General features: G+C 58.9%; 13 protein-coding genes. 11 read left to right on the top strand and 2 right to left on the bottom strand.

Annotation, left to right across the window (positions count from 1 at the left end; genetic code table 11):
• Position 1 precedes the first annotated feature (1 nt).
• The 10 genes from EE949_RS22530 (at position 2) to EE949_RS22485 (ending at position 10,153) form a co-directional block, all read left to right on the top strand.
• On the top strand, positions 2-190 hold the full coding sequence (locus EE949_RS22530; protein WP_122666317.1) for a cbb3-type cytochrome oxidase subunit 3: 189 nt from the start codon (positions 2-4) through the stop codon (positions 188-190).
• Entirely contained in the window at positions 187-1,155 is a 969-nt protein-coding gene (ccoP, locus tag EE949_RS22525) for a cytochrome-c oxidase, cbb3-type subunit III (protein WP_122666316.1), read from the top strand. The genes EE949_RS22530 and ccoP overlap by 4 nt, the downstream gene beginning before the upstream one ends.
• Positions 1,156-1,502: 347 nt before the next feature.
• Positions 1,503-2,915 (top strand): cytochrome c oxidase accessory protein CcoG, encoded by a 1,413-nt coding sequence (gene ccoG, locus EE949_RS22520; protein ID WP_122666315.1) that lies wholly within the window; start codon positions 1,503-1,505, stop codon positions 2,913-2,915.
• Positions 2,916-2,927: 12 nt separating this feature from the next.
• Positions 2,928-3,467: a FixH family protein gene (locus EE949_RS22515; RefSeq protein ID WP_122666314.1), complete on the top strand. Its 540-nt coding sequence runs from the start codon at positions 2,928-2,930 to the stop codon at positions 3,465-3,467.
• 334 nt (positions 3,468-3,801) lie between these two features.
• Complete coding sequence (locus tag EE949_RS22510) at positions 3,802-6,264, top strand: heavy metal translocating P-type ATPase (RefSeq protein WP_122666313.1); 2,463 nt, start codon at positions 3,802-3,804, stop codon at positions 6,262-6,264.
• Positions 6,243-6,440 (top strand): cbb3-type cytochrome oxidase assembly protein CcoS, encoded by a 198-nt coding sequence (ccoS, locus tag EE949_RS22505; protein ID WP_122666312.1) that lies wholly within the window; start codon positions 6,243-6,245, stop codon positions 6,438-6,440. The genes EE949_RS22510 and ccoS overlap by 22 nt, the downstream gene beginning before the upstream one ends.
• Positions 6,441-6,481: 41 nt before the next feature.
• On the top strand, positions 6,482-7,165 hold the full coding sequence (locus tag EE949_RS22500; RefSeq protein WP_122666311.1) for a sulfite exporter TauE/SafE family protein: 684 nt from the start codon (positions 6,482-6,484) through the stop codon (positions 7,163-7,165).
• Between the two features lie 73 nt (positions 7,166-7,238).
• A complete protein-coding gene (gene hemN, locus EE949_RS22495; RefSeq protein WP_122666310.1) occupies positions 7,239-8,621 on the top strand; it encodes an oxygen-independent coproporphyrinogen III oxidase in 1,383 nt (460 codons plus the stop codon).
• A gap of 184 nt (positions 8,622-8,805) precedes the next feature.
• On the top strand, positions 8,806-9,540 hold the full coding sequence (fnr, locus tag EE949_RS22490) for a fumarate/nitrate reduction transcriptional regulator Fnr (protein ID WP_122666309.1): 735 nt from the start codon (positions 8,806-8,808) through the stop codon (positions 9,538-9,540).
• Positions 9,541-9,607: 67 nt separating this feature from the next.
• A complete protein-coding gene (locus tag EE949_RS22485; RefSeq protein WP_027900957.1) occupies positions 9,608-10,153 on the top strand; it encodes an adenine phosphoribosyltransferase in 546 nt (181 codons plus the stop codon).
• Positions 10,154-10,423: 270 nt separating this feature from the next.
• Here the strand turns inward: EE949_RS22485 and recR are convergent, their stop codons facing one another.
• Together recR and EE949_RS22475 are read right to left on the bottom strand one after the other, a co-directional pair.
• On the bottom strand, positions 10,424-11,026 hold the full coding sequence (gene recR / locus EE949_RS22480) for a recombination mediator RecR (protein WP_122666308.1): 603 nt from the start codon (positions 11,024-11,026) through the stop codon (positions 10,424-10,426).
• 74 nt (positions 11,027-11,100) lie between these two features.
• A complete protein-coding gene (locus tag EE949_RS22475; RefSeq protein ID WP_122666307.1) occupies positions 11,101-12,135 on the bottom strand; it encodes an NADP-dependent oxidoreductase in 1,035 nt (344 codons plus the stop codon).
• Positions 12,136-12,147: 12 nt separating this feature from the next.
• Here EE949_RS22475 and EE949_RS29675 point away from each other — a divergent pair.
• The coding region (locus EE949_RS29675) for a hypothetical protein (RefSeq protein ID WP_206335715.1) at positions 12,148-12,380 on the top strand (233 nt) is incomplete at its 3' end.

The following is a 12,380-nucleotide window of genomic DNA, read 5'->3' as shown; positions in this document are numbered from 1 at the left end:
GATGGATATCGGGATGATTCGTGGCCTGGGCACCCTGGTGGTGATGGTGGCCTTTATCGGTCTGGCGCTCTGGGTGTTCAGCCCGCGGCGCAAGTCAGAGTTTGACGACGCAACCTTGCTGCCCTTCGCGGACGACCCCGAAGCGATCAAAAAGGTCGAGCAGGAAAAAGCTTCCGGGAGCAAGCAATGAGTACCTTTTGGAGTCTCTACGTCACCGTTCTGACCCTGGGCACCATCTTCGCCCTGACGTGGTTGTTGCTGTCGACCCGCAAGGGTCAGCGCGACGAGGCTACGGAAGAGACCGTCGGTCATTCCTTCGATGGCATTGAGGAGTACGACAACCCACTACCCAAATGGTGGTTCATGCTGTTCATCGGCACGATCATTTTTGCCTTGGGCTATCTGGTGCTATATCCCGGGTTGGGTAACTGGAAAGGCCTCTGGCCGGGCTACGGTTACGTGAACACCGAGAAGCAAATCGAATTCTCCGACGGCCAGACCGGCTGGACGGGCGTGCACGAATGGGAAAAGGAAATGGCACGCTCCGAGGCACGATTTGGTCCCATCTTCGCCAAATTTGCGTCTATGCCGATAGAAGAAGTCGCCAAGGATCCGCAGGCCCTGAAAATGGGTGGTCGCCTGTTCGCCTCCAACTGTTCGGTGTGCCACGGCTCAGACGCCAAAGGCGCTTATGGCTTCCCCAACCTCACGGACGACGACTGGCGTTGGGGCGGTGAGCCACAAACCATCAAAGCCACGATCATGGGCGGCCGCCATGCGGTGATGCCGGCCTGGGGCGAGGCAATCAAGGAACAAGGCGTACGTGACGTTTCGGCCTATGTATTGACCGTACTGGGTAGTCGAAAATTACCGGAAGACGCCAAAGCTGATCCGGTCGCAGGCCAGAAAATCTATGCAACCACCTGCGTCGCCTGCCACGGTCCGGAAGGCAAAGGCACTCAGGCACTGGGCGCGCCAGACCTGACTCATCCGGGGGCGTTCATCTACGGCTCAAGCTACGCGCAATTGCAGCAGACCATCCGTTACGGTCGCCAGGGGCAGATGCCTGCTCAGGAAGCGATTCAGGGCAATGACAAAGTGCACATCCTCGCGGCGTATGTTTACAGCTTGTCGCAGGGGGAGAAGGCTGAGTAGCGTCAGTTCATTTTGCAAACTTTGGTTCTGAATTAAAATGCACTCTGTGTGGGAGCCGGGCTTGCCCGCGATGCGATCTAAAGTGAACCGCGTCCAGCCCTATCGCGGGCAAGCACCGCTCCCACAGGAGATCGTATACCACACAAAATATGCTCTTAACTTACAAGTCAATTGATCCGGATCAGCACGTTCTACATTTGTTTGCATCATGATTCGCCGCGATCCGGCACACCTGATACGCACCACCGCCGGACTGCTGGCGTATCATTGCCGCTATGAACGGCACGCTACTGACCCGGTCGGCATGCACTGGCTGAGGCATTTTTCCACTGCCGTGGGACACACTGATGAGCAATAACATTCCTGTCGTCAACGTCACCCCGCCGTCCAGAAAAGATAATCAGACGGTCGACCTTTACGCCTCACGAGAAAAAATCTACACCCGCGCCTTCACCGGTCTGTTCCGCAATCTGCGCATGCTCGGCGGTGCTTTGCTGTTTCTGATTTACTTCGGCACGGTCTGGTTGAACTGGGGTGGGCATCAGGCAGTGTGGTGGAACCTGCCGGAGCGCAAGTTCTACATTTTTGGTGCGACGTTCTGGCCGCAGGATTTCATCCTCCTGTCGGGCATCCTGATCGTCAGCGCGTTCGGCCTGTTTTTCATCACCGTCTACGCGGGCCGGGTGTGGTGCGGCTACACCTGCCCGCAAAGCGTCTGGACGTGGATTTTCATGTGGTGCGAAAAGGTCACCGAGGGTGACCGCAACCAGCGTATCAAGCTCGACAAGGCCCCCATGAGCGCCAATAAGCTCGTGCGCAAACTGTCCAAGCACAGCCTCTGGCTGCTGATCGGTTTCGCCACCGGGCTGACCTTTGTCGGCTACTTCTCGCCGATTCGCGACCTGGTCACTGAGCTGTTCACCGGGCAGGCCGATGGCTGGGCGTATTTCTGGATTGGGTTCTTCACCCTTGCCACTTACGGCAACGCGGGCTGGCTGCGTGAGCAAGTGTGCATTTACATGTGCCCCTATGCACGCTTCCAGAGTGTGATGTTCGACAAGGACACCCTGATCGTGTCCTACGACCCACGCCGTGGAGAGAAACGAGGCCCGCGCAAAAAAGAACAGGACTACAAGGCACAAGGTCTGGGCGACTGCATCGACTGCACAATGTGCGTGCAGGTTTGCCCCACTGGCATCGACATCCGTGACGGCCTGCAAGTCGAGTGCATCGGTTGCGCCGCCTGCATCGATGCCTGCGACACCATCATGGACAAGATGGACTACCCGCGCGGCCTGATCAGCTACACCACCGAGCACAACCTTTCCGGTCAGGTTACCCACACATTGCGGCCGCGACTGCTCGGCTATGCGGCGGTGCTGCTGATCATGATCGGGTTGCTGGTTTCAGCATTCTTCATGCGCGCGCTGGTCGGCTTTGACGTCAGCAAGGACCGCGTCCTGTACCGGGAGAACGCCGAAGGCCGAATCGAGAACGTCTACAGCCTGAAAGTAATGAACAAGGACCAGATCGATCACACCTACGTGCTGGATGCCACCGGTTTGCCTGACCTGAAACTGCAGGGCCGTCGTGAGTTCCGGGTGCCTGCCGGAGAAATTTTCAGCATGCCGGTCGAGCTGTCCATCGCTCCTGAAAAACTGCCATCGAGCACCAACGAGGTGATCTTCATCCTCAAGGATGCAGACGGCGACGCTCACGCAGAAACCAAAAGCCGGTTTATCGGCCCGCAAGTTCGTTAAAGAGAGCACTCCATGTCCGTCGCAACTGCGCAAAGCCCTTGGTACAAGCACATCTGGCCATGGATCCTGATTGGTATTCTGACCTGTTCGGTCACCCTGTCGCTGACCATGGTGACCATCGCGGTGAACAACCCGGATAACCTGGTCAACGACAATTATTACGAAGCCGGCAAAGGCATCAATCGCTCACTGGACCGCGAACTGCTGGCCCAGACCTTGAAGCTCAAGGCCAGTGTGCGTCTGGACGAGCTGACGGGTGAGGCCGACTTGCGCCTGAGCGGCAACAGCAAACCGAAGACCTTGGAGCTGAACCTGATCTCCCCGACCCAGCCGCAGAAAGACCGCAGAATTTTCCTGACCCAAAGCGCTACCGAACCGGATCGCTACATCGGCCAACTGACCGACAAAGTCGAAGGCCGGCGTTTTGTCGAACTGCTGGGCAGCGAAAATGGCCAGACCTGGCGGCTGTTCGAAGAAGAGCTGATCAGCCACGACAAAGACCTTGCACTGGGTGATGAAGCGATTCAGGGTGCGGAAGATTTAAGGAAGTAAATCCGGTTCCACTGAATGGCATAGATCCTGTGCAGACTGTGTGAAAACGTAGCGAGCGACGGCAAGACAAGGCAAAAACAGGCGAAAAACGGCCGGGGTCGCGTCCGACTCTAGTGTTCTAAATGAGCATTTTTCGCCTGTTTTTAACGCAGTATTGTGCGCGTAGCACCGAAGGTGCCCAGCCTGCAGTAGTTTTCACACAGTCTGTGTGGGACCGAATTCATTCGGGAAGGCGGTATTCCAGCCAATACATAGGCTGCGAATGTGCTGGCCCTTTCGCGAATGAATTCGCTCCCACAATTACCACGTTCCAGACCTGCACGCTGAAGACCCAATGACCACACCCACCCCCTGCTACCACTGCGCCCTGCCCGTTCCGTCCGGCAGTCGCTATACCGCCGTCGTGCTCGGGGAAACCCGGGCGATGTGCTGTCCGGGGTGTCAGGCGGTGGCTGAATCGATCGTTGCCGGTGGCCTGGAAAGTTATTACCGCCATCGCAGCCAGGCGTCCGCCAATCCGGAAACACTTCCTGCGCAGTTGCTGGACGAACTGGCGTTGTACGACCGCGCTGAGGTGCAGGCACCGTTCGTACGACATCAAGGCGAACAGGCAGAAACGACGCTGTTGATAGAGGGCATCAGTTGTGCGGCGTGTGGCTGGCTCATCGAACGCCACCTGCGCACCCTGCCCGCCGTCGCTGAAGCACGTCTGAATCTGTCGAACCACAGGCTCCACGTCAGTTGGTCCGACGGCCAAATGCCGTTGAGCCAGCTACTGAGCCAATTGCGCAGTATCGGCTACGTCGCGCACCCTTATCAGGCTGACCGGGCTGCAGCAAAACTGGCTGATGAAAATCGTCAGGCCCTGCGCCAGCTCGGTGTGGCCGGGCTGCTGTGGTTCCAGGCGATGATGGCGACCATGGCCACCTGGCCGGAATTCAACATGGATCTCAGCCCGGAGATGCACACCATCCTGCGCTGGGTGGCGATGTTTCTAACGACACCCATCGTCTTCTACAGCTGCGCGCCATTCTTTCGCGGGGCCATGCGGGACCTGCGCACCCGCCATCTGACCATGGACGTTTCCGTATCCCTGGCGATTGGCGGTGCCTATGTCGCGGGTATCTGGACCGCCATCACCGGCAACGGCGAGTTGTACTTCGATGCGGTGGGCATGTTCGCCCTGTTCCTGCTGGCCGGTCGCTACCTGGAGCGCCGCGCTCGCGAGCGCACTGCAGCGGCCACCGCACAACTGGTCAATCTGCTGCCCGCGTCCTGCCTGCGTCTGGATAAACAGGGGCAGAGCGAACGCATCCTGCTCAGCGAACTGAAGCTCGGTGATCAGGTACTGGTGCAGCCCGGTGCGGTGCTGCCCGCCGACGGCACAATCCTCGAAGGTAAATCGAGCATCGACGAATCGTTGCTGACCGGTGAGTACCTGCCTCAGCAGCGTAACCCTGGCGATGCGGTCACGGCGGGTACCTTGAACGTCGAAAGCACGCTCACCGTGGAAGTGCTCGCTTTGGGCCATGAAACCCGCCTGTCGGCCATCGTCCGATTACTGGAGCGCGCCCAGGCGGAAAAACCCCGACTGGCGGAAATCGCTGATCGGGCAGCGCAGTGGTTCTTGCTGTTCTCGCTGATTGCCGCGGCAATTATCGGCATTGTCTGGTGGCAGATCGACTCGTCACGGGCGTTCTGGATCGTGCTGGCGATGCTGGTCGCGACGTGCCCTTGCGCCCTGTCTCTGGCCACCCCGACAGCGCTGACGGCCGCCACCGGAACCCTGCACACACTGGGACTTTTACTGACACGGGGCCATGTGCTGGAAGGCTTGAATCAGATCGACACGGTGATTTTCGACAAAACCGGAACACTGACCGAAGGACGGCTGGCGCTGCGCAGTATCAAGCCGCTGGGCAAACTGGATGCAGACAGCTGCCTGCGTCTCGCTGCCGCCCTCGAGAATCGTTCGGAGCACCCCATCGCAAAAGCCTTCGGCCGCGCACCCGTGGCTGCCGAAGAGGTCTTCAGCCGACCGGGGCTGGGGCTTGAAGGTGTCGTCAACGGACAAATACTACGGATCGGGCAACCGGAGTTTGTCTGCGCTTTGAGCCGCGGGGATACTCCGCCAGCGCCGGATCAAACCGGCCAGCATCTGTTACTGGGCGACCGTGAGGGGCCGTTGGCCTGGTTCGTACTCGATGACCGACTACGTGAAGATGCCCACGCACTGCTGCAGGACTGCAAGGCGCGTGGGTGGAAAACCTTGCTGCTGTCAGGCGACAGCTCGCCGATGGTTACTCAGGTTGCCGCCGAACTGGGTATCGACGAAGCCCGCGGCGGCCTGCAGCCCGATGCCAAACTGGCCGTCCTGCAACAGCTTCAGCAGCAAGGGCGTAAAGTCCTGATGCTCGGCGACGGGGTCAATGATGTACCGATTCTGGCGGCTGCCGACATCAGCGTCGCCATGGGCTCGGCGACTGACCTGGCGAAAACCAGTGCCGACGCGGTCCTGCTGTCCAACCGGCTGCAAGCACTGATTCAAGCCTTTGGTCTGGCGCGCCGGACACGCAGGGTGATCATTGAGAATTTGCTCTGGGCCGGGCTGTACAATGGCCTCATGCTGCCTTTCGCGGCCCTCGGCTGGATCACCCCCATCTGGGCTGCGGTGGGCATGTCCATCAGTTCATTGGCGGTGGTTCTCAACGCGTTGCGCCTGACCCGCATGCCGTCCACCTCAGCACCTCATCGGCAGCCTGCTTCGGAGGCTTTATGCCAGCGCTCTACATCATGATCCCGGCGGCGTTGCTGCTGGTTGGCGTGGCTATCTATATCTTCTTCTGGGCAGTGGACAGCGGCCAATACGACGACATGGAAGGCCCGGCGCACAGCATTCTCTTTGATGACCAGGACCCGAAACATCAGGCGGCCGTGGACGAAGCCACGGGAAAGAAAAAAGACGATGTTTGAGCGAATTTACAGGGTGGTGCTTGTGTGGGAGGCCAGCACTCATGACTGACCTCCTCCCCCTCCTGGCCTCCGCCCTGATCCTCGGTCTGCTCGGCGGAGGGCATTGCCTGGGCATGTGCGGCGGGCTGATGGGCGCGCTGACACTGGCCATACCCAAGGAGCAACGCAGCCGACGTTTTCGGCTCTTGCTGGCCTACAACCTCGGGCGAATTTTCAGCTACGCGTGCGCCGGGTTATTAACCGGTCTGGCGGGCTGGGCAGTAGCCAATAGCCCTGGCGCATTGGCGTTGCGCGTGGTAGCCGCGTTGCTGCTGATCGCCATGGGCCTTTATCTCGCCGGGTGGTGGAGCGGTCTGACCCGAATCGAAGGCCTGGGCCGCTGGTTGTGGCGTTACATTCAACCGGTCGCCAATCGACTGCTGCCGGTGTCGAGCCTGCCGCGCGCGTTGCTGCTGGGCGGACTGTGGGGCTGGTTGCCTTGCGGGCTGGTGTACAGCACCCTGCTCTGGGCGGCGAGCCAGGGTAATGCCATCAACAGCGCTTTGTTGATGCTGGCCTTCGGCATCGGCACCTGCCCGGTATTACTGGCAACCGGCCTTGCCGCGCAACGGACTACCGCGTTGTTGCGCAAGCGCGGCGTCCGGATGGCAGGCGGCCTGCTGGTGATCGTGTTCGGACTCTGGACGCTGCCTGGCCCGCATCAGCACTGGTTGATGGGCCATTGACCCATATCAAAAGAACTGCAAGCGCGTTTCCTTAGACTGACCGTTACTGCCAGCCGCCCCAGGGAACGCCAACATGCTCGACGCCATCCGTTGGGATTCTGATCTGATTCGCCGCTACGATCTGGCGGGACCACGTTACACCTCCTACCCCACAGCGGTGCAATTCCACACACAGGTCGGCGCTTTCGACCTGCTGCATGCACTGCGCGACAGCCGCAAAGCCGTCCGCCCGCTATCGATTTACGTGCATATCCCGTTCTGCGCCAACATTTGCTACTACTGCGCCTGCAACAAAGTCATCACCAAGGATCGCGGTCGCGCCCAGAGCTATCTGCAACGGCTTGAACATGAAATCCAGATGATTGCCTGCCACCTCGATCCGGGCCAAATAGTCGAGCAACTGCACTTTGGTGGCGGCACGCCGACCTTTCTGAGCCACGATGAATTACGCCAACTGATGGGTTTTCTGCGCCAGCACTTCAACCTGCTGGACGATGACTCCGGTGACTATGGCATCGAGATTGATCCGCGCGAAGCTGACTGGTCGACCATGGGGCTGTTGCGCGAACTGGGCTTCAACCGGGTCAGCCTCGGCGTGCAGGATCTGGACCCTGAAGTTCAGCGCGCGGTGAATCGCCTGCAAAGTCTGGAAGAAACCCAGGCAATCATCGATGCCGCACGTACCCTGCAGTTCCGTTCGGTCAACATCGACCTGATTTACGGGCTGCCCAAACAGACAGCCCAGGCTTTTGCGCGGACAGTGGAAGAAATCATCGCCCTGCAACCCGACCGGCTGTCAGTGTTCAACTACGCACACCTGCCGGAGCGCTTCATGCCGCAGCGGCGTATCAACAGCAATGACCTGCCCTCACCCGAAAACAAACTGCAGATGCTCGAACACACGATCGAGCAATTGACCACCGCCGGGTATCGCTACATCGGTATGGATCACTTTGCCCTGCCTGATGATGAACTGGCGATCGCTCAGGAAGAGCTGACCCTGCGCCGCAACTTCCAGGGCTACACCACTCATGGGCACTGCGACCTGATTGGTCTGGGCGTTTCAGCGATCAGCCAGATCGGCGACCTGTACAGCCAGAACAGTAACGATCTGGCTGACTATCAAAGCCTGCTGGCCAGCGACCAACTGGCGACCAAACGCGGCCTGGTGTGCAATCAGGACGACCGCATTCGCCGAGCGGTGATTCAACAACTGGTCTGTCATTTCACGTTGCGGTTTGCCGACATCGAAACGGAGTTCGAGATCGACTTCCGGGCTTATTTCCGCGAGTTATGGCCGCAGCTCACGACCATGGCCAGCGACGGGCTGATCACCCTGGAGGCGACGGGTATCGAAATACTGCCCGCCGGTCGGCTGCTGGTGCGCTCGGTCTGCATGATCTTCGACGCGTACCTGACCGAACAGAATCGCCAGCGTTTTTCCCGGGTGATCTAAACGTTTTTTGTGGGAAACCCCGATACCTTAGGAGGCCGCGTGGGGGCCAACACCCTGGCCAGCATCAGCATGCTGGCCTAGGCTTCACGACCCGGAAAGCCCTGCGGCGGTTCGGCGCTGGCTTGAATAGTCACTGGTGAGTTACCCTTATGACTTATGTGTGATTACCACAAGGAATAAAGTGATGTCCGAGCCAGTCAAAGCACGCGCTCATACCCAGGCCCATTGCAAGGATTGCAGTCTGGCTCCGCTGTGCTTGCCACTTTCCTTGAATCTTGAAGACATGGACGCTCTGGACCAGATCGTCAAACGCGGTCGCCCGCTGAAAAAGGGCGAGTTCCTGTTCCGTCAGGGTGACACTTTCGGCTCGGTATACGCGGTACGTTCGGGCGCACTGAAGACCTTCAACATCAGTGACGGTGGCGAAGAGCAATTGACCGGTTTCCACCTGCCCAGCGAACTGGTGGGCCTGTCGGGCATGGACGCTGAAGCGTATCCGGTTTCGGCTCAGGCACTGGAAACAACCTCGGTTTGTGAAATCCCGTTTGAGCGTCTGGACGAACTTTCCGTGCAACTGCCGCAGCTGCGCCGTCAGTTGATGCGGGTCATGAGTCGGGAAATCCGTGACGATCAGCAAATGATGTTGCTGCTGTCGAAGAAAACCGCAGACGAGCGCATCGCTACGTTTCTGGTCAACCTGTCGGCACGTTTCCGTGCACGGGGCTTTTCGGCCAACCAGTTCCGCCTGAGCATGTCGCGCAACGAGATTGGCAATCACCTGGGCCTCGCGGTGGAAACAGTGTCCCGGGTATTCACCCGCTTCCAGCAGAACGAACTGATTGCTGCGGAAGGCAAAGAGATCAGGATCCTTGATCCGATCCAGCTATGCGCACTGGCGGGCGGTGCTATCGAAAGCTGAGGGTGCGATCCGGAGCTGGCGCCTTTAGACTAGGCCATCGATTTAAACTCCAGCCCTGGACCACCTGATGATTTTCGACGAAGCCAGCTTCAAATCCCTGATTCGCCCGGTCGTGGACTTTCCCAAACCGGGCGTTATCTTTCGCGATATCACCCCACTGTTCCAATCCCCTAAAGCCACTCGGCTGGTGATGGACAGCTTCGTGCAGCGTTACATCGAGGCTGATTTCAGCCACATCGGTGTGATGGACGCACGGGGCTTTCTGATCGGTTCGATTGTGGCTTATGAACTGAACAAGCCGCTGATCCTGTTTCGCAAGCAGGGCAAACTGCCTGCGGACGTGCTGTCAGAGGGGTATCAGACGGAATACGGCGAGGCATTTCTTGAAGTGCACGCCGACAGCCTGTGCGACGGCGACTCGGTGGTGATGTTCGACGATCTGATCGCCACAGGCGGAACGCTGATCGCCGCCGCCAACCTGATCCGCCGCATGGGCGCGAAGATCCACGAAGCTGCTGCGATCATCGATCTGCCGGAACTGGGCGGCTCAAAGCGCCTGCAAGACCTGCAGATCCCGACGTTTTGCCTGACCAGCTTTGGTTTGACGGAGTAAGCCCACCGCCCTCTGTGGGAGCGACCGGGTGGCGCTCCACTTTATTCGCGAATGCGGTGTGTCAGCCCCAAATTGTTAAGGGCCGCCCCATTCGTGAATGAATTCGCTCATCAAACAACATACAAACTACTGGATTGAAATGCATTTTCTGTAGGAGCTGCCAAAGGCTGCGAAGCATTTATCCTGACATACCGCGATCGCAGCCTTCGGCAGCTCCTACAGGTCCTGTGTTTGCCACGAGACAGCGCGGCCTGATTAAGCATCAGGCGTTTACAACGCAATCGGCTTACGCCCCGCGAACGAGTGCGCCAACGTGCCGCCATCTACCAGCTCCAGTTCGCCACCCAGCGGTACGCCGTGGGCGATACGTGAAGTGATCAGGCCTTTGTTGGTCAGCAGTTGTGCGATGTAGTGCGCGGTGGCTTCGCCTTCGACAGTCGGATTGGTTGCCAGAATGACTTCAGTGAAAGTCCCCTGTTCGTTGATACGCGCCAGCAGTTGCGGAATGCCGATCGCATCCGGCCCAAGCCCGTCCAGCGGCGACAAGTGCCCCTTGAGTACGAAGTAGCGACCCCGATAACCAGTCTGTTCTACCGCGTAGACATCCATCGGCCCCTCCACCACGCACAGCAGGGTGTCATCCCGACGCGTGTCCGAACACTGCGGACACAGATCGTCTTCGGTCAGGGTCCGGCACTGCCGACAATGCCCTACCCCTTCCATCGCCTGGCTCAACGCCAGCGCCAGCCGCGAACCACCACTGCGGTCACGCTCAAGCAGTTGCAGCGCCATGCGTTGCGCAGTTTTTTGACCTACGCCTGGCAGGGTACGCAGGGCATCGATCAGTTGGCGAATCAGTGGGCTGAAGCTCATGGAGAAAGGTCCGACAAAAACACAAGACGCGGTTTATACCCGCGCCCTGCCTGCAGCGTCAATCAAGGGTTACGTCATGCGTCAGAGACGTGAACCACCAGCTTGCCAAAGTTGCGGCCTTCCAGCAGCCCAATAAAGGCTTCTGGCGCTTGCTCAAGGCCTTGCACCACGTCTTCACGGAATTTGATCTTGCCTTCGGTGACCAGTGGCGTCATTTCGCGGAAGAACTCTTCATGGCGATGGCCGTACTCTTCGAACACGATAAAACCCTGCATACGGGCGCGCTTGGTCAGTATCGTGCGCAACAGCAGTGGCAAGTCGTTCGGACCTTCAGGCACGCCCTGAGCGTTGTACTGCGCAATCACGCCACACACCGGAATCCGCGCTCTGGGATTGAGTAGCGGCAACACCGCATCGAAGACTTTGCCGCCAACCAGCTCGAAGTAGATATCGATGCCTTTGCCACAAGCCTGCGCCAGTTCTTCGGCGAAGTTCTCGCCTTTGTGATCAATACACGCGTCGAAGCCCAGCTCATCAACCACATAACGGCACTTGTCTGCACCACCCGCTACGCCGACAACTCGCAAGCCGTTCAATTTGGCCACTTGCCCCACCACTGAGCCCACCGCACCCGAGGCCGCCGCAACTACCAGCGTTTCGCCTTCCTGCGGCTTGCCGATGTCCATCAAGCCCATGTAGGCCGTCATACCCGGCATACCGAGCACACCAACGGCCATGGAATCGCTTGGCAAGTCTTTCGGGATAAGCTGCAGCGCCGCACCATCACTGATGCTGTGAGTCTGCCAGCCGGTCTGGCCAACCACGCGGTCACCGACCTTGTACTTTGGGTTGCGCGACTGCTCAACGATGCTGACCGCGCCGCCTTCCATCACACCGTCTATCTCGACTGGATCGGCATAAGACGGCGCGTCACTCATACGCCCGCGCATGTAGGGGTCAAGGGACAGATACAGAGTGCGCAATTGCACTTGCCCTTCCTGAAGGTCCGGCAAGGCTTCACGTTCCAGGCGGAAATTTTCGGGAGTCGGTGCACCTGCCGGACGAGAGGCCAGGACAATTCGCTGGTTAAGAATCAATTCTTGGGTCATCAAAGCGGCTCCTTGGAAATGAATTCTATGGGGTATGCAGAAGCAGACCATCTTGAGGCAGGGGCGTTCGGTTTGGATGCTGATGAGCATTACCTGAGGGAGCCTAGCTTGCTCGGGATGAAAGCAACCGGGTTCATCTGCACGATCGCAGCGCCTGCATCGCGGGCAAGCACCGCTCCCACAAAAGCTCGCCTCCCTGTTGGAGCGAGGCTTGCCCGCGAAGAAAGCAACCCGGTTCATCTGCA

Source organism: Pseudomonas viridiflava (genome assembly GCF_900602065.1).
Lineage (GTDB): Bacteria > Pseudomonadota > Gammaproteobacteria > Pseudomonadales > Pseudomonadaceae > Aquipseudomonas.
Note: the sequence above shows the minus strand (reverse complement) of the source record. Positions and strands in the feature narration are given on the sequence as shown.

Excerpts from the sequence above, each read along its gene's own strand:
- ccoG (WP_122666315.1), top strand. The coding sequence starts at position 1,503 with ATGAGCAATAACATTCCTGTCGTCAACGTCACCCCGCCGTCCAGAAAA.
- hemN (WP_122666310.1), top strand. The coding sequence starts at position 7,239 with ATGCTCGACGCCATCCGTTGGGATTCTGATCTGATTCGCCGCTACGAT.
- EE949_RS22485 (WP_027900957.1), top strand. The coding sequence starts at position 9,608 with ATGATTTTCGACGAAGCCAGCTTCAAATCCCTGATTCGCCCGGTCGTG.
- EE949_RS22475 (WP_122666307.1), bottom strand. The coding sequence starts at position 12,135 with ATGACCCAAGAATTGATTCTTAACCAGCGAATTGTCCTGGCCTCTCGT.
- EE949_RS22515 (WP_122666314.1), top strand. The coding sequence starts at position 2,928 with ATGTCCGTCGCAACTGCGCAAAGCCCTTGGTACAAGCACATCTGGCCA.
- EE949_RS22500 (WP_122666311.1), top strand. The coding sequence starts at position 6,482 with ATGACTGACCTCCTCCCCCTCCTGGCCTCCGCCCTGATCCTCGGTCTG.
- ccoS (WP_122666312.1), top strand. The coding sequence starts at position 6,243 with ATGCCAGCGCTCTACATCATGATCCCGGCGGCGTTGCTGCTGGTTGGC.
- EE949_RS22530 (WP_122666317.1), top strand. The coding sequence starts at position 2 with ATGGATATCGGGATGATTCGTGGCCTGGGCACCCTGGTGGTGATGGTG.
- recR (WP_122666308.1), bottom strand. The coding sequence starts at position 11,026 with ATGAGCTTCAGCCCACTGATTCGCCAACTGATCGATGCCCTGCGTACC.
- fnr (WP_122666309.1), top strand. The coding sequence starts at position 8,806 with ATGTCCGAGCCAGTCAAAGCACGCGCTCATACCCAGGCCCATTGCAAG.
- EE949_RS22510 (WP_122666313.1), top strand. The coding sequence starts at position 3,802 with ATGACCACACCCACCCCCTGCTACCACTGCGCCCTGCCCGTTCCGTCC.
- ccoP (WP_122666316.1), top strand. The coding sequence starts at position 187 with ATGAGTACCTTTTGGAGTCTCTACGTCACCGTTCTGACCCTGGGCACC.